This is a genomic window from Nostoc sp. PA-18-2419 (assembly GCF_005869855.1).
Lineage (GTDB): Bacteria > Cyanobacteriota > Cyanobacteriia > Cyanobacteriales > Nostocaceae > Nostoc.
The window spans coordinates 126199-143554 of record NZ_SZNH01000004.1 but is presented as its reverse complement, the minus strand read 5'-3'; the positions used below and the strand labels follow the sequence as shown (position 1 = coordinate 143554).

Here is a 17356-nt window from a genome sequence, read left to right as displayed (position 1 = left end):
ATAATCCAATGTTAGAAGGATGGATTCAAATTATATTAACGCTAGTAATTGTAGTAGCAATTACTCCATTTTTTGGACACTACATGGCGAATGTATACCTAGATAAAAGCACTTTTATTGACCCAATTTTAAATCCGGTTGAGCGAGTGCTTTATTCTCTGGTTGGCATTAAAAACAAAGAAAATATGACGGGTTGGCAGTATGGGCGGGCAATCTTGTATAGCAATGTAGCAATGGGGTTGCTGATTTTCTTGATTATTATGAATCAAGGATGGTTACCATTAAACCCAACCAAGATAAATGCCCCAACTTGGGATACAGTATTACATACTACTATTTCCTTTATTACTAACACCAACCAGCAGCATTATTCTGGTGAAACGTACATGAGTTACGCCAGCCAAATGTGGGGGCTTGGTTATCATATGTTCACCTCAGCGGCAACTGGCTTGGCTGTAGGAATTGCTTTTATTCGAGGATTAACTGGTAGACCGTTGGGCAACTTTTATGTAGACTTAATTCGCTCAATTACGCGAATTTTGTTGCCTATTTGTATTGTAGGTGGGATTGTTTTGATGGCAATTGGTGTACCAGAAACGCTGGCGGGTGTAGCAGTGTTTCCCACTTTGGAAAATCCTAATATTAGTCAGGCGATCGCCCGCGGCCCCGTTGCCCATTTTGAAATTATCAAACAATTAGGGGAGAACGGTGGCGGCTTTTTCGCCATCAACTCAGCACACCCCTTTGAAAATCCCAACGGATTTTCTAATTTAATTCAAATTGTCGCCATGCTTTCGATTCCCACTTCCTTAATTTATACCTATGGCTTGTTTGCTAATAACACCAAGCAAGCTTGGTTAGTTTATGGCATGGTGGGCGTGCTTTATGTAGCATTTATTGTCATTACAGCCATTGGCGAATACAACGGTAATCCGGCTGTGAATACTCTGCTGGGAAGTCAGCAGCCGAATTTAGAGGGTAAAGAAGTCCGGTTTGGTTGGGCACAATCTGTGCTATTTGCGGTCAGTACAACCGGTACAATGTGCGGCGCAGTCAACAGTTTACACGATTCCTTCATGCCCAACGGCGGTTTTATTACTCTTTCCAACATGTTTTTGCAAATTATCTGGGGTGGACAGGGTACAGGAACCGCTTACCTGTTTGCTTACTTGATTCTGGCTGTGTTCGCTACAGGATTAATGGTGGGACGCACGCCAGAATTTCTCGGACGCAAAATTGAGAAGCGGGAAGTTGTGCTGGCTAGTTTCCTGATTTTGCTAGTTCACCCCATTGCTATCATGATTCCCGCAGGTATCGCCTTAGCATTTCCCGACCAACTATCAGGAATTAGCAATCCTGGTTTCCACGGCTTTGCTCAAGTTATCTACGAATACGCCTCTGCTGCTGCTAACAATGGTTCTGGGTTTGAAGGCTTAGGCGATTCCCAACCTTCGCCGTTAGCTATCGCTACAGGCACAAAAACCACTGCAACTGCACTGTGGTGGAACTTGAGTACCTGCTTTAGTTTATTGGCAGGACGCTATATTCCTGTGCTAGGTTTACTGTTCTTAGCAGATAGCATGTCTCGCAAACAAGCTGTTCCTTACACCACTGGGACATTGCGAACTGATACCGGACTATTTACAGGCGTTACCGCAGGTGTGATTTTAATTCTAGGCGCACTTACATTCTTCCCAGTATTAGCATTAGGTCCCATTGGTGAAGCCTTTTTTATTAGCAAAGGTATTGGGTAGGAGTCGGGAGGTGGGGAGGTGGGGAGATGGAGATGGAGAGCAAAAAAATTATAGAAACTCGTTAATCCACCTCAGAACTCCATTAATGAGTCTTTGATACTCGTTAATCTACCTCAGAACTCCATTAATGAGTCTTTGATACTCGTTAATCCACCTCGGAACTCCATTAATGAGTCTTTGATACTCGTTAATCCACCTCAGAACTCCATTAATGAGTCTTTGATACTCGTTAATCCACATCGGAACTCCATTAATGAGTCTTTGATATTCATTAATCCACTTCAGAACTCCATTAACCTACCTCAAAGACTTATGCCCAATGCCGCATTGCCTATTCTTCAAATTTAATTTATGCCAAATAATACTAATTCTCATTCGCGCCGCGTGCCATCGGGAACTCGTGACTCGCGTAAGCATACTCCCAAAGCAGATATGCAGGGAATTTACCAAAGGGCAATTCGTGAGTCATTTGTTAAGCTCGACCCGCGAGTTACTGTGAAAAACCCTGTTATGTTTGTTGTTTGGGTGGGAACAATTGTTACTTTCCTTGTTACCCTTAACCCAAATTTGTTTGGTACAATTCAGGCAAATGTCAACCAACAACGCTTGTTAAATGGGTTGATTACCTTTATTCTGTTTTTCACACTCGTTTTTGCTAACTTTGCGGAAGCTGTGGCTGAAGGACGCGGCAAAGCTCAAGCTGATTCACTGAGAACGACGCGATCAGATACGATCGCTAATAAAATTCTCCCTGATGGTTCGATTGAAAAAGTCAATTCTACCGAACTACGGCGCGGGGATTTGGTAAAGGTAATTGCTAATAATTTGATTCCCGCCGATGGCGAAGTCATTAAAGGTGTTGGCTCGGTAGATGAGTCTGCAATTACCGGGGAATCTGCGCCTGTATTGAAGCAACCAGGTACAGATATAGCTAGTTCGGTGACAGGAGGTACACGTCTACTTTCCGATGAGTTGACGATTAAGATTACTGCCGATCCTGGTCAAGGTTTTATCGACCGCATGATCTCACTGGTGGAAGGAGCAGAACGCAGCAAAACTCCCAATGAGATTGCCTTGACAGTATTGTTAGCAGTGCTGACACAGGTGTTCTTAATTGTAGTGGCGACGATGCCGCCATTTGTCAGCTATATCGCCAATTTTATCAGCAGTGTATTTGGGGCTGAGGCGGGAAATAGTTTGCGTGCGGGTGCTAGCGTGGCGATTTTAATTTCATTACTGGTAGCTTTGATTCCCACGACTATTGGTGGTTTGCTCAGTGCGATCGGTATTGCTGGGATGGACAGGGTTGCTCAATTTAACGTCATTGCGACCTCTGGTCGAGCAGTGGAAGCTTGTGGCGATATCAACACTTTGGTGTTAGATAAGACAGGGACAATCACTTTGGGTAATCGGATGGCTGATGAGTTTATTCCCCTGGATAATCATTCAGTAGCAGATGTGGCGCGAGTTTCCTTAGCTGCTAGCTTATTTGACGATACCCCAGAAGGCAAGTCAATTGTGGCATTAGCAGAAACATCCCAGGCTGCGGTAGTTTTTAATCTTGATAAAGCCGAAGGTGTGGAATTTTCTGCGAAAACCCGCATGAGTGGCACAAATCTACCCGATGGCAAACAAGTTCGCAAGGGTGCGGTAGATGCCATTAAGGGATTTGTTCGTTCTCGTGGTGGTTACATTCCCGATGATATAGATGCAGCTAATGAGCGAGTTTCCCGGTTAGGGGGTACACCCTTAGCTGTTTGCCAGGATGACAAAATTTATGGTGTGATTTACCTCAAAGATATTGTTAAACCGGGTTTGCGAGAACGGTTTGACCAACTCCGCCGGATGGGTGTTCGCACGGTCATGCTCACAGGCGATAATCGGATTACAGCTTCGGTGATTGCTGAGGAAGCTGGAGTTGATGATTTCATTGCCGAAGCAACTCCAGAAGACAAAATTGAAGTGATTCGCTCCGAACAATCCCAAGGTAAGCTGGTGGCAATGACTGGGGATGGCACTAACGATGCACCTGCTTTGGCTCAAGCAAACGTAGGTTTGGCGATGAACTCTGGGACACAAGCTGCTAAAGAAGCTGCTAACATGGTGGACTTAGATTCTGATCCCACCAAGTTGATTGATTTAGTAACTATTGGTAAACAACTGCTGATTACTCGTGGAGCATTGACAACATTCTCCATTGCCAACGATATCGCCAAATATTTTGCGATTATTCCGACTATCTTTGCTGCGGCTGGAATCGGCGCACTTAATATTATGGGACTCAAGAGCGCTCAATCTGCGATCGTCTCGGCGCTAATTTACAACGCCTTGATTATTCCGGCGCTAATTCCTTTAGCACTTAAAGGAGTAAAATTTTTGCCTCTTTCGGCAGATCAATTGCTACGCCGTAACATCTTCATTTATGGCGTTGGTGGTATTATTGCTCCTTTCATTGCCATCAAACTGATAGATATAATTTTGCCCTTGTCTTAATTTATTTATGAAATTCTTTCATCTACAACGCACTATCTCTGTATCCCAAATATCAGAAGCAATAACTGAAATCTGGTGTCAATGGCGAAAACAAAAACTGCCACTGTATTTGTTTTTAGCGATGTGCTTCAACTTAGTGGTTGCACCTGTAGTTTATGCTGCCACAAGCGAACAACTCACCCGCAGTCAAGCTTGGGGAGTGGGACTGTTAGGACTGGTGACAGTTGGACTTTCTATTTATTTATTTTTTGTGATGTTTGTACCGGAGAAATTCTAATGAGTTTTGCACGCGAAGCCAGCAGAGCTATTCGTTCAACCTTGATACTCTGGGTAATAGGAGCGATTATTTATCCTTTTTTGATGGTTGCCATTGGACAGATTGTATTTCCTTTTCAAGCTAATGGTAGTCTACTGAGAAATAGCACAGGTCAAGTTGTCGGTTCTGCGTTGATTGGTCAACCTTTTAGTAGCGATCGCTATTTTAACAGCCGTCCCAGCACCACTAGTTACAGCACCGCCGACCCCAAAAAGGACGATGCAGGAGTTTTGCTAACCGGAGTTTCCGGTGCTAGTAACTTAGCTCCCAGTAATCCCGCATTACTAGAACGCATCAAAGGAAAAGATGACCCAGACCCGAGCAAAAAAGTAGAGGGTGACTTGAATCGTCTGAAAACAGCAGGTGTGCAGCCGACTGCTGATTTAGTCTACACCTCTGGTTCCAGCCTCGACCCCCACATCACCCCCGAAGCCGCCAAAGCCCAAATTGCACGAGTAGCCAAAGCACGGGGAGTTCAACCTAACCAACTAGAAACTTTAATTGCTCAAAATACCGATGGTCGCTTTCTCGGCATCTTTGGTGAGCCTGGAGTTAATGTATTGAAGTTAAATTTAGCTTTGGATAAAATCAAGGGATAGAAATATGTAAATTGGCTAAGAAAAGCTATTTATTCAAGCCTTATAATCCCAATTTATCGATAAATAGGGGTCACTTTTCTTGATACTAGTTAAACTTTAATTAACTCAAATTCAGTTCCTAACTAAATGTGTTTTTTTGCTAATTCTGAGAGAAAAAAAGTTATTTCAGCAACGGCTCATCTATTAGTTTTAGCGAAAATTACATATTAGTGATTGCAATTCATCAGGTGATAATTTTTGCTCTCAAAATCACTCTCAAAAATCTTATTTAGTATTGACTCAACAATTGCTTATTGCCAGCTTAACAAACAAGCAATCTTTCAATTCAGATGATTCAAAATTTATTCCACCAAAATAGTTTTTATCAGTCTACCTTGATTGAAGTTAAACCGATTGAAACAACATATAATCACACCAAAGCAAGGCACGGAGATATTTACTTTGTAGCAGTGTTTTTAGCTCACGTTTGCTTCATGATTACTTGGGTAATCGTCGTTTATCTTGTTTCATATTTCTGCAAACCAATAGAAAATCCCTCACAAAATACAATAGAAGATAAAGACGAAATAGTAAGCATCAAACCTGTACAGCAGCATCGCTGTAAGAAGTGTCATTTTTTTAATAACAATTCTCAACTCAAGTGTGCAGTACATCCTTCTATTGCTCTAACCAAAGAAGCGTTTAATTGCTATGACTACAAATCTTGATAGAATTGTTTAATCTATAAATCTAGCGAAATACTAAAACAAAGACTTTTTTACAACTCAACAGCAAAGCTGGAGACGCTTTGCTCCTTGGCGTCAGAATTCATGATAACATGATGAGAAATCAACAAACTAATCATCCTATATTCTGACTCCTGACTCCTGGGTGCTAAATTCTGACAACGCTTGATTTATCAAACAAGCCATTTTTGGGCAAACTTTACGATTCTTCATTCTTAAAAAGTCTCATAGATATAGCTTTAGTTGACTCCAATCTGATAAGATTTTCCACAAGTAGAATAATTGCTTATTCTCTTTTTCTTGAACCTACTGATTTTAGGTCTTTTTTGGGAAAGGAAAATAAAAAAATGTCTCATTTATTGTGGAAAACTCTGGTACTAAGTCCAGTAGTTTTGGGAGTGACGGTGTTAGTTTCCGCTAGGGCGATCGCAACTGAAGTAGTAAGCTCTTCTAAAGATGCAAAAGCAAAAGCTGTTCAGACAGAAGTACCAAAAGCTATTGGCGCTTCACTATTGCTGAAAACAGAGCAACCAACTAGTGATCGATTTTTGGTTGCCCAAGCAAAAATTGATGATAATAAAGTCTTAGAACAAGTTAACCGCTACAGCAACGAAGGCAAGAACCAAAATTCCCAGTCTCAAGTCACATCAGTTTCTCAGTTTTCTGACGTACAGCCAACTGACTGGGCATTCCAAGCTTTGCAATCACTGGTTGAACGCTACGGTTGTATAGCAGGATACCCTAATGGTACTTACCGGGGTAACCGAGCAATGACTCGTTATGAGTTTGCCGCAGGTTTAAACGCTTGTTTAGATCGGGTTAATGAACTGATTGCCACAGCAACCGCTGACTTGGTGACAAAACAGGATTTGGCAACCCTCCAACGTTTGCAAGAAGAATTTTCAGCTGAGTTGGCAACTCTGCGTGGTCGAGTAGATGCTTTAGAAGCACGTACTAGTGAATTAGAAGCAAATCAGTTTTCCACTACCACAAAATTGGTGGGTGAAGCTATTTTTGCGGTTACTGATATATTTGGCAGTAACACTGGCAATGCTAACAATACTGTCTTCCAAGATAGGGTACGTTTAGACTTGCAAACCAGCTTCACGGGTAAAGATGTCCTGCACACGCGTCTTGCAGCCGGGAATGTAATACCCTTTACACAAGTGGATGATGCTGGTTTGCCCATCGATACTGCCGAAGGCGTACAAACTTTTCAAATCGGCAGCGGTGGTAACAACAGTGTGGCTATAGACTGGCTAGCGTATTACGTACCCATAGGCCCAGCCCAAGTTTACTTTGCGGCTAACGGAGGTATTCATAGCGATTATGTTGCCACTAATAACCCTTACTTTGAGGACTATGATGGTGGTAATGGAGCCTTATCTTCCTTTGCTTCTGAAAGTCCCATCTATCGCATTGGTGGTGGTGCCGGCGCAGCAGTGACTTTACCCTTTGGTAAGGGTGGTAGCATTTTGAAACCAAGTTCGCTCACTGTAGGCTACTTGGCGTCAAATGCTAATAATCCCGGGCCAAATCTAGGTTTGTTCGAGGGTAACTATGCTGCTTTAGGACAGTTGAACTTTAGTATTGGCGATAGCTTAGCGATCGCTGCTACTTACGTTCACGGGTATCATGGTGCTGGAGGCGGTAATTTATTCGATCTAGGTGCTGGTTTGGGTAGCGCTAACCGCTATGTAGGTACGGCTCAAGCTAACACCCTAACTGCCCTAAACGGATCTTCCAGTAATTCTTACGGTGTAGAAGCAGCTTTCAGACCTAGTGATAAATTGTCAATTAGTGGCTTCATTTCTTATCATGATGTTACAGGCTTCGGTGCAGGTGATGATTATGAAGCTTGGAGTTACGGTGCTGGAGTAGCTTTACCTGACTTCGGTAAAAAAGGTAACGTACTGGGTATTTTTGCTGGTGTAGAACCTTATTCCCGTAATCGGCCAGGCTTTGTTGGTAACGATTTGCCTTATCACTTTGAAGGCTTCTATAAATATCGCGTCTCAGATAATATCTCAATCACCCCTGGCGTAATTTGGTTGACCTCTCCTGGTCAAAATAGCGCTAACGATGATGCCTTTATCGGTACTTTAAGAACAACTTTCACGTTTTAAAGGTTAACTTAAACAGTGCCCAGTCACCGAAGCTCTTAACTTTGGTGACTCAAAATATATAATTTTTAGTTAAAATTTTAGGCATTGCTGAGTAGCAATATGAATTAGTGTCACGCTTCAGCCGCTAAGTCCCAGAGAGTAAGAGTTGAGAAGAGTTGATTTTTGAATTTAATTTAGTGATTCAGCAACGCCAAATTTGATGATTGATTATTAAATAAATTTGATAATTGAAAGATTTTTAACGGTTAAGTTTGCAGTTATTCAAAGGTATTAATTTGAAACTTTTGAAGCAAAAAACTAACAATAGCAACCGTCACAACTAGTAACATAAAAGTACAAATAACTAAAGTTGCCCCATACCCAATGTCTAAATAGCGCATAATAGTAGAATAAATATACAATGCTACTACCTCTGTTGCACCACCAGGCCCACCCCCGGTCATCACAGCAATCAAATCAAAAATTCCAAAAGCCTGAGCAAATCTAAATAATACAGCGATCAGAATTTGTGGCATTAGCAAAGGTAAAGTAACTTTGTAGAAACTTTGCCAAGGTGTAGCACCATCAATCATATGAGCTTCATATAAATCGGGAGAAATGGATTGTAAACCAGCTAATAGTAAGACACTAATAAATGGAGTTGTTTTCCATACATCTGCAACAATTATGGCTATCATCGCTAGTAGAGGATCTCCTAACCAGTTAATTCCAGCTTTAATCAAGCCTAGCTGTAGCAGAATATCATTGACAACTCCAAACTGATCGTTAAAAATCCAAGCCCAAGCAAGACCGATAAGGGCAGTAGGCAATGCCCAAGGTAAAATTGCAATAGTACGCACTACATCTCTGCCAAAAAACTGCTTATTCAATACCAAAGCAATAGCTAATCCGAGTAATAACTCAAGAAATACTGTTGAGATGGTGAATAGTATTGTCGTTCCAAAACTCTGCCAAAAACGACCATCTCCTGCCATGCGTATGTAGTTATTAAAACCAGAAAAGATAGGGAATAGTTTTGTTCCTAAATTTTCAGTAAAGAAACTTAACCAAAAAGCACGAGCTATTGGGTAGCCAAAGACGAGTAACAACAATAATAATGCAGGTAGTAAGAAAATCCATGCTGTTTGTTGTTCTCGATTTCTAATCTTTTCTAGATTTATCATCATTTATTAGTAAGCGATTATTCACCTTGCACTTTATTCATAGTACATCTTCAAATTAAGTTTGATGGTAGTAGGTCAATATTGAAAAACGTAAGATAAAATATTTACGATTACTTCTCTACGAGACGCTTTGCGAACACTTGACTCAGTTTTCCTCATGTTAGTTAAAAGACCATTTATAAAGTAAATCTTTAGACAGCTAGACGACTTAACATAATGCCAGTCATAAGAAACGGTATGACAAAGAGATCGCCAGATTGGGCTACATCAAAACCGAAATGGCAATCCTGCTAATCTTGGTAAAGAGATAACCTCAGCATCGGCAATACAATCAACTGCGATCGCATTCAACATTGCAACTTCAGTTTTACCCCAAGATACAGCGATACCTTCCACAATTGTTTGATGAATCTTACCCTTTGAGCGACGGGAATCTCATAAAGCATCACTTCTGCCCAAAAAGCTGTGGTGCGCTCAAGCCGAAAGCCAAAGCGCACCACAGAATTTAAGATATCTTTGAAAAATTAATTTAGGCTGGAACTAGTTGAGCAACCAATGAGCGTTTATCAAGAGTGTGGACTTTACCTACTTCACTCAGAGCATTTACAATCCGCTCTAGCATTTCTCCAGCTTGTTCGCGATATTGATTTTCGCGACCTCGCAAACGAATAACAAACTTCACTGAATCGCCTTTACTCAACCAACCAACTGCTTGCTCAATGCGTAAATTGTAATCAGCCACTCCCACGTTGGGACGTAACCGAACTTCTTTTACCGTTGGTCTAGCACTCTGCGTCTGACGCTTTTTCTTTTGATACTGAAACTTGCCATAGTTGAGGATCTTCGCTACTGGAGCTTCTTTGCCTTCGGAGACTACAACTAAGTCGAGTTCTACGCTCTGCGCTAGCTGTAGAGCCTCACGTGTGTCGGTCAGACCACGATTGTTATTCTCATGGTCGATTAGGAACACTTGAGGGGACTTGATTTGGGAGTTAATTTGTTGCTTTTGGATTGCGATAACGTTTTTCTCTCTATTGTTCAATATTTTTGCTTTACAAGCAATTAAATTGTAACACAAGCTTCAAGTGAAGACATCACAATCTATTCCAAACCTTTGACATGACTGCATTTACACTTTCCAAAATGCCCCATGCACTTTTGTATCATTAATCTTAATTAGACTTTACACCTATCCATTGCGTCACAGGTGCCATTCCTCGCCAGCCCAAAAATTTACCAATAGGTTCCGCTCGCTGAATGGCAATACGAGTGAAATCGCCACCGACTCGTTCGTGCCATTGAAATAAAGTTTGCTCGCCTTCTACCGTCACCACATTTGCCACCAAACGTCCCCCCGGCCGCAGTGCTTCCCAGCAAGCATCAAAAAGTCCGGTTGCTGTTACCCCGCCACCAATAAAAATTGCATCTGGTGTCGGCAAGTCTTTTAAGGCATCGGGCGCTTTACCTGCAATAATTTGCAGATTTGGAGTACCAAGAGTAGCGGCATTATCAGCAATATATAGTAGTCTAGAGGAATTTTGCTCGATCGCCACCGCCCGGCATCGAGGATGAGTTCGCATCCATTCGATAGAAATTGAACCGCAACCCGCGCCCACATCCCATAATAATTCTCCCGGTGTCGGTGCCAAAGCTGCTAAGGTAATTGCCCTAACTTCACGCTTGGTTAACTGTCCATCGTGATGGTAGGCGTTATCTGCTAATCCTGGTAATCTTGGTAAAGTGATAACCCCAGCATCGGCAATACAATCAACTGCGATCGCATTCAAAGCTGCAACTTCAGTTTCACTCCAAGATACAGCCGTACCTTTGATAATTCTTTCATGAATGCCGCCCATACGCTCCAAGACGGTGATTTTGCTCTTACCATAGCCGCGATTTGTCAAAATTTCGCTAACAATGGCAGGTGTGTCCTTTCCTTCGCTTAAAATTAACAGCTTAGCTCCCGGATAAATGTAAGATTGCAGCAGGGAGGATGGACGACCATTCAAACTCAAGGTTTCCACCTCAGTTAAAGACCATCCCACCCTGGCACAGGCGAGGCTGAAGGCTGAAGGTGCGGGAATAATCGTTATTTCGGAAGTCGGAATTCGCCGCCCTAAGGTGACACCAATGCCGTAACACATAGGATCGCCGCTTGCAAGTACGCAAATTGACTCACCGCGACGCTTGATGATTTGCTCTACAGAAGTGCCAATTGGAGATGTCCAGACTAATTTCTCGCGTTGGTCATCTAAAGGCAGCATTGCTAAATGGCGATCGCCTCCTACAATTACTTTAGCTTGAGCGACTAAACAAAGAGCGATCGGGCTTAACCCTTGTAACCCATCTTCCCCAATACCGACGATAGAAAGCCATTTCTCTGTCATGCTAATTCATAACTAATGCCATTTTTGATTTGTTCTACAACTAAATTTAGGGGTTTATCTAGGAGATACTAAGGGAGCAGACTTTTTTATAATTTAAAATTTGGTAAAATATTTTGATATTTTAATTTTTGCTCCATGCAGGCAAGCTATTACCAGCTTCCGGATGAGTGAGAAAATAATCTTGGAGCCATTGACATCCTCGCGTCAGTAAATTATCTAATTGCAAACTCCATCAAATTATTTTATCATCCTGACTAGCAGAGGCAATAATTTTCCATCAGGAATAAAACTGAGACTAGTTCCTAAACCTTTATGACCAAGCAATGTAGTGATAGGGATTCGATTTTTACAATATTCCCCAGCCTTGAGCAACTCAAAAATTTGTGCATCCGCTTTCCTAACCACATAAGTCCGATGATTAGCATTTAAACTCCACCAACCTTATAACAATTACTAAACTCCATTCCTCCTCTGTGCGCCTTTGTCTTGGAAAGTTCTGAGCGGAGGAAACCTCCGCTCAGACTTTCCGCTGCATCTCTGCTCGAGATTATTTTTAGGTCAGTGCAGATGGTCTAGTTTTAACTAATGCTTACGTTGTCGAAGATAGTTCTAAAACTGTTGCAATACTACTGGCTGATTATATTTGCTGCTTCCCACTAAAGAACGATTAGTGGCAGAAAACGACGACATTTACCCAAAGGATTTTAATGCTCGATTGACTGTCACTTTACCAAAAGATGGCGTCTATTATTTATTGGCTAATACTTTTAAAACAGGAAAATCTGGGAGTTACAACTTACGACCAGCGATATCTCAGAGATGATTTATTTTTGAGTTGGCGAATTACTAAGAGGATGTTTAAAAAGTATTAGACATCTGGTGAAAAAAATATAGAGACGTAGAACTGCTACGTCTGGTAACGATTTCGGGTAATGCAGAATTAATTTCACCGGATGTCTAATTATTGGTTGAACCTTTGATGTTTAACTATGTTTACACTAGCGTTACTGTTGCTTTCAAAGCAAAAATCTTTTCAATCACATCTTCTACTACCTTATCTGGCGTGGAAGCACCAGAAGTAATTCCCACAACAATTTCTCCCTCTGGTAACCAGTTTTCTGTAATGGTTAATTGTCCATTTAATAACCGATGTTCAATAGAAATTGCTGATTTTAAGCGTTGAACACTATCAATGTGATAAGAAGGAATTCCCCTCTCAATAGCAATTTGTTGCAATTGAGTAGTGTTTGAAGAATTAAAACCGCCAATCACCACTATTAAATCTAAATTATCTTCCACTAACTCCAACATTGCATCTTGCCGTTCTTGGGTGGCGTCACAAATGGTGTTGAAGCTTTGGAAATGCTGAGTTAATTCGGTAGGGCCGTACTTCTGCAACATCGTACGCTCGAAAAGCTTGCCAATTTGTTCGGTTTCACCTTTAAGCATGGTAGTTTGATTAGCAATACCAACTTTTTCTAAATCGCGATCGGGGTCAAATCCTGGCGAACAAGCTTTGGCAAATTTTTCCAAAAATTCTTCACGGTTTCCACCATTAATAATATAATTAGCAACATATTCTGCTTGTGATAAATTCAAGATAATTAAATACTTGCCAGCAAAGGAACTCGTTGCAACTGTTTCTTCGTGTTTATATTTACCGTGAATAATTGAAGTATAATCAACTTTTTTGTGCTTTTCTACTGTATTCCAAACTTTAGATACCCAAGGGCAAGTTGTATCAACAATTTTGCAGCCTTTCTCATGAAGTATCTGCATTTCTTGAACGCTAGCCCCAAAAGCAGGTAATATGACGACATCACCAATATCAACAACAGAAAAGTCTTTTTGATTTGCTTCCACCGGGATAAATTTTACCTGCATCTCCTGCATCCGCTGATTCACAGAAGGGTTGTGAATAATCTCGTTAGTAATCCAGATGCTTTCTGTGGGGAAGTGTTGACGGGTTTCATAAGCCATAGCTACAGCACGTTCTACACCCCAACAAAAGCCAAAGGCTTGCGCTAGTCGGATGGTGACATCACCCCGTTGCAGAGTGTAATTGCGATCGCGAATTTCCTGAATCAAGTTACTTTGATACTCAGACTGCAACCGGGTGGTAACTTCTGCTTGATGACCAAACCCCTTGCGATTGTAATTTTGGGAATGTTGGAGCGTACGCTTAAAAGCTTTTGTATCCATTAGATTTGTTTACTTAAACCACTATTTTTTATTCTCTCGCGCCAAGACGCGATTTATACAGACTTCTATTCAAACATATTACTTCTTGTGTTTTTCGCTGCCGGAAGCACGTTGATGTTGGGGTTTTAATTCCATATCGCTATAAATCTGCAATGCCGAACGCCAAACTATATAGCCTTCACGATTTAAGTGTAAGCCATCGGTAGTAAATTCCTGGCGGAGATTACCTTGGGTATTGGTAAACAAGGGATATAAATCGAGAAATTTCACACCTTTTTTAGCAGATATGGTTTGTAGTTGCTGATTCAATCGGTGGATACGATTATTACTAATGCCCAGAAGTTTATCTCGTCCTTGCCAAGTTATTTCCTGGGCACTATGCGGCAAAATTGATTGGACAACTATTTCGGCGGTGGGATGTGTCTTTTGCAGGTAACTGATAATTTCCTGATAATTATTTAAAATAACCTTGTCGCTTGTCCCGCGAATGAGGTCATTAATCCCAATCATCACAAAAATCACCTCCGGCTGGGTGCGCTCAAATATATTCAATCTTTTCAAAAGTCCCTTGGTGGTTTCGCCAGAAATTCCTTGATTGAGCCAATTTTTCCCTTCAGGTAATAACTCAGTCGGAAACCACAAACTTAGAGAATCTCCGGCCAGTATAGTTAAGTGCAAAGGACGGTGATCTGCGGCTACCTTTGCCTCTTGTTTAAGAATGTCTACCCACTGTTGGTAAGTTAGTTGGTGACGCCGACCTAAATCAGGTGTAACAGCTGGACGCGAGTTGTTGAGGTTGATTTGCTGTGGGGATGTTATAACCCCCCCAAAAAAAGCGGTCAATCTCTGCTGTTGCCAAATTAGCAGAATGACCGCCAACAATAGTACGCCGTTGGTTAACAGCGAGATAAATGCCCAGATAGGAAAGGTTTTAAAAGAAGTAGACACGACTAGCGAAATTTACCAATTATTTTGAATCAGATTTTAACGCTAGCATTCAAAAACGACACTCAATGAAAATAGGGAATGGGGAGCAGGAAAGTAGAGGGGATTAAATTCTAACTCTTGGAAAGACGCGATTAATCGCGTCTCTACTCCTAACCGCAGCTAACCCAAACGTCTTTGGCGAGGCTTCTAACTCAAGACTCATTACTGAATCGGGCGATCGCCAAACTCAGAATTATAACCTTCTTCGCCGTGTTCGTTGATATCCAAACCTTGTAATTCTTGTTGCTCGTTGACTCGCAGTCCGACTGTAGCATCAATAATTTTGAGAATAATCCAGGTACCAACAGCTGCTATTACATAGGCAACGATAATTGCTACTAGTTGAACTCCTAATTCCCCAAAATTACCACGTAGCACTCCGTCTTTCCCTCCTGAGTTGACTTGGGTGGTGGCAAATATTGCTGTTAAAATCGCCCCCACAGTTCCACCAACGCCATGCACCGGATATGTATCTAAGGCATCGTCAATGAGCAGCTTGTGCTTGAAACTAATTGCATAGAAGCAGACAAAGGCGGTGATGAAACCAATTAAAAGCGCTGATAACGGGGTGACAAATCCGGCGGCTGGAGTTACACCCACCAAACCAGCAACGGCTCCTGTAGCTGCTCCCACAGCAGTTGGTTTACCGCGTAAAACTGTTTCCAAAATTAGCCACATTAAAGCTGCCCCTGCCGTTGCTGTATTAGTGGCGACAAAGGCTGTTGTTGCTACATTTGTTGACAAGTTACCAGAAGTTCCACTAGCAACGGATAGGGCACTGCCAGCGTTGAAGCCGAACCAGCCAAACCACAGCAAGCCAGCACCCAGTAAAATGAAAGGAACGTTATGGGGCGGACTCAGGCGATCGGGATGGGTTTTCCGAGGCTTAAGGACGAGTGCTGCTACTAAAGCAGAAACACCAGAACTAATGTGAACTACGGTACCGCCTGCAAAGTCGAGGGCACCCAAACCACCAGCCAAACCTAAAAATCCACCTTTCGCCCATACCATGTGGGCTAGAGGAGCGTAAACAAAGGTTGACCACAGCAGTACAAACAGCGAATAGGCGCGGAAACTTACCCGCTCAACGATCGCTCCAGAAATTAAGGCTGGGGTGATAATGGCAAACATGGCTTGGTAAATCATGTATGCTTGGTGGGGAATCGTCGTTGCATAAGAAACAACTTCCGCTGGGTTTGACCCTTTGAGATAATCGGTTGTCTCTAGCCCGACACCATTCAACCCAAACCACTGCAATCCACCGATAAAAGGCAAACCTGGGGCAAATGCAAGACTATAACCCCAGAGAACCCAGGTAACTCCCACGATCGCCATTAATACAAAGCTCATCATCAATGTATTTAGGATATTGCGCGATCGTACGAATCCACCATAGAAGAATGCTAACCCTGGTGTCATTAACAGCACGAGTGCTGCCGAAATCAGCATGAATGCTGTGTCTCCAGTATCAGCAGCAGGGGGAGCGGCAGCTGGTGTTTGGGCAAAAGCATTGCCCATCAGCGGCCCTCCCAAAATTAGTAGGGTGATAGCCCCAATCATGACAACTTTCTTTAACACTTGTTTTTTGTTCCTAAGCACCAACAAATTTGTATTACTTTAATATATTTCAGTACTGTTTGATACTCTATTTTGTCTTCAAAGCTACTCTACTTTCTTTTTTTTGAAATGTTAACAAAAGTATAATTATCTATTTGAGTTTATGAGAGTTTAATCAGTATTTCAAGAATTTGTAAACCGTATAGTTACATGTCAGTCCGTAGTTGCTAAGAAAACTTGGGAATTTTGTCTGCTGTTATCATATTTTGAAAATCAATCATCATAAAGTTTATCGATGAAAGGGTGTAGGGGGTAGGGTGTAGGGAACCCCATACTTGAAAGTAGGGGTTTCAAACAAGGACGTCATATTTCTACGCACTACATGTCTCAAAATACATTTTTTTCTTTTTCTATTCTTGAAACAAGGGGCTTGTATCCTTTTTATTTGGGGCTAGAGTCCTCTTCCCCCTACACCTTACACCCGCCCCTTTGGGGCTTGGTCATCTAGCAGCACAAGGGGATAAGGGGTTAATCCCTCTTCCCCTTGTCCTATCGTGTCAGCAATAATTTAGTAATCTTACTTAAGCTCTGGGTGCAAACATGATAATTAATACACTTATCAAAGCTAAACCAGCTCCAATTAGGTCGTAGCGGTCTGGGATTACACCGTCAACCTTCCAACCCCAAAGCATTGCCATTGCAATAAAAATACCGCCATAAGCCGCATACACTCTGCCAAAATTTGCTGGTTGAAGAGTTGCAATAACCCCATAGATAGCTAAAGCAATTCCACCCAATATTCCCCACCAGAACGGCTTAGCTTCACGCAACCATAACCAGACCAAGTAACCACCCGTGATTTCAAATAAACCAGCCCACAAAAAATACAATAACGACTTAATCATTTGACCAATTTCTGACTAAGGTTGAACTCAGTGAAATTACGCTAACGCTTTTAACTCAACTATTGTCATTAATTAAAGTAGTTTGTTGATGAATTGGGTATTGGGTACTGAGAAAGTATTCCTAAATATTTATTTCCTATTC

General features: G+C 41.8%; 14 protein-coding genes. 6 read left to right on the top strand and 8 right to left on the bottom strand.

Translation table 11 applies throughout. The features are described 5' to 3' along the window. Window positions 1-8 precede the first annotated feature (8 nt). The 6 genes from kdpA (at window position 9) to FCR06_RS06150 (ending at window position 8013) form a co-directional block, all read left to right on the top strand. On the top strand, window positions 9-1754 hold the full coding sequence (gene kdpA / locus FCR06_RS06175; protein ID WP_138497965.1) for a potassium-transporting ATPase subunit KdpA: 1746 nt from the start codon (window positions 9-11) through the stop codon (window positions 1752-1754). 351 nt (window positions 1755-2105) lie between these two features. Next, window positions 2106-4247, top strand: coding sequence for a potassium-transporting ATPase subunit KdpB (gene kdpB, locus FCR06_RS06170; RefSeq protein ID WP_138497964.1), 2142 nt, complete (start codon window positions 2106-2108; stop codon window positions 4245-4247). A 7-nt stretch (window positions 4248-4254) separates the two neighbouring features. Next, entirely contained in the window at window positions 4255-4524 is a 270-nt protein-coding gene (locus FCR06_RS06165; RefSeq protein WP_138497963.1) for a potassium-transporting ATPase subunit F, read from the top strand. Next, the gene (kdpC, locus tag FCR06_RS06160) at window positions 4524-5162 is read left to right on the top strand and encodes a K(+)-transporting ATPase subunit C (protein ID WP_138497962.1); all 639 of its coding nucleotides are present in this window, start codon (window positions 4524-4526) and stop codon (window positions 5160-5162) included. Before FCR06_RS06165 ends, kdpC begins: the two co-directional genes overlap by 1 nt. Before the next feature lie 329 nt (window positions 5163-5491). Then, window positions 5492-5869, top strand: a complete 378-nt coding sequence (locus FCR06_RS06155) for a hypothetical protein (RefSeq protein WP_138497961.1) — start codon at window positions 5492-5494, stop codon at window positions 5867-5869. Between the two features lie 365 nt (window positions 5870-6234). Beyond that, entirely contained in the window at window positions 6235-8013 is a 1779-nt protein-coding gene (locus FCR06_RS06150; RefSeq protein WP_138497960.1) for an iron uptake porin, read from the top strand. A gap of 257 nt (window positions 8014-8270) precedes the next feature. Here the strand turns inward: FCR06_RS06150 and FCR06_RS06145 are convergent, their stop codons facing one another. The 8 genes from FCR06_RS06145 to FCR06_RS06110 all read right to left on the bottom strand — a co-directional run bounded on the left by FCR06_RS06145 (window position 8271) and on the right by FCR06_RS06110 (window position 17214). Continuing rightward, window positions 8271-9176, bottom strand: a complete 906-nt coding sequence (locus FCR06_RS06145; protein WP_138498101.1) for a carbohydrate ABC transporter permease — start codon at window positions 9174-9176, stop codon at window positions 8271-8273. A 267-nt stretch (window positions 9177-9443) separates the two neighbouring features. Next, on the bottom strand, window positions 9444-9572 hold the full coding sequence (locus FCR06_RS34175; RefSeq protein WP_262984646.1) for a hypothetical protein: 129 nt from the start codon (window positions 9570-9572) through the stop codon (window positions 9444-9446). A 133-nt stretch (window positions 9573-9705) separates the two neighbouring features. Further along, entirely contained in the window at window positions 9706-10218 is a 513-nt protein-coding gene (gene infC / locus FCR06_RS06135; RefSeq protein ID WP_138497959.1) for a translation initiation factor IF-3, read from the bottom strand. Window positions 10219-10348: 130 nt separating this feature from the next. After that, complete coding sequence (gene cbiE, locus FCR06_RS06130) at window positions 10349-11563, bottom strand: precorrin-6y C5,15-methyltransferase (decarboxylating) subunit CbiE (RefSeq protein WP_138497958.1); 1215 nt, start codon at window positions 11561-11563, stop codon at window positions 10349-10351. Window positions 11564-12556: 993 nt separating this feature from the next. Beyond that, window positions 12557-13765, bottom strand: a complete 1209-nt coding sequence (locus tag FCR06_RS06125; protein ID WP_138497957.1) for a 4-hydroxy-3-methylbut-2-enyl diphosphate reductase — start codon at window positions 13763-13765, stop codon at window positions 12557-12559. Window positions 13766-13843: 78 nt separating this feature from the next. Continuing rightward, window positions 13844-14713, bottom strand: coding sequence for an SGNH/GDSL hydrolase family protein (locus FCR06_RS06120; RefSeq protein ID WP_138497956.1), 870 nt, complete (start codon window positions 14711-14713; stop codon window positions 13844-13846). A gap of 201 nt (window positions 14714-14914) precedes the next feature. Then, window positions 14915-16312, bottom strand: coding sequence for an ammonium transporter (locus FCR06_RS06115; protein ID WP_411267985.1), 1398 nt, complete (start codon window positions 16310-16312; stop codon window positions 14915-14917). A gap of 578 nt (window positions 16313-16890) precedes the next feature. Further along, complete coding sequence (locus FCR06_RS06110; protein WP_138497954.1) at window positions 16891-17214, bottom strand: YnfA family protein; 324 nt, start codon at window positions 17212-17214, stop codon at window positions 16891-16893. Window positions 17215-17356: the final 142 nt, after the last annotated feature.

Bases quoted from the DNA above. Each gene is read 5' to 3' on its own strand.
- kdpA (WP_138497965.1), top strand. From the start codon at position 9: ATGTTAGAAGGATGGATTCAAATTATATTAACGCTAGTAATTGTAGTA.
- kdpB (WP_138497964.1), top strand. From the start codon at position 2,106: ATGCCAAATAATACTAATTCTCATTCGCGCCGCGTGCCATCGGGAACT.
- FCR06_RS06165 (WP_138497963.1), top strand. From the start codon at position 4,255: ATGAAATTCTTTCATCTACAACGCACTATCTCTGTATCCCAAATATCA.
- kdpC (WP_138497962.1), top strand. From the start codon at position 4,524: ATGAGTTTTGCACGCGAAGCCAGCAGAGCTATTCGTTCAACCTTGATA.
- FCR06_RS06155 (WP_138497961.1), top strand. From the start codon at position 5,492: ATGATTCAAAATTTATTCCACCAAAATAGTTTTTATCAGTCTACCTTG.
- FCR06_RS06150 (WP_138497960.1), top strand. From the start codon at position 6,235: ATGTCTCATTTATTGTGGAAAACTCTGGTACTAAGTCCAGTAGTTTTG.
- FCR06_RS06145 (WP_138498101.1), bottom strand. From the start codon at position 9,176: ATGATAAATCTAGAAAAGATTAGAAATCGAGAACAACAAACAGCATGG.
- cbiE (WP_138497958.1), bottom strand. From the start codon at position 11,563: ATGACAGAGAAATGGCTTTCTATCGTCGGTATTGGGGAAGATGGGTTA.
- FCR06_RS06125 (WP_138497957.1), bottom strand. From the start codon at position 13,765: ATGGATACAAAAGCTTTTAAGCGTACGCTCCAACATTCCCAAAATTAC.
- FCR06_RS06115 (WP_411267985.1), bottom strand. From the start codon at position 16,312: ATGATTGGGGCTATCACCCTACTAATTTTGGGAGGGCCGCTGATGGGC.
- FCR06_RS06110 (WP_138497954.1), bottom strand. From the start codon at position 17,214: ATGATTAAGTCGTTATTGTATTTTTTGTGGGCTGGTTTATTTGAAATC.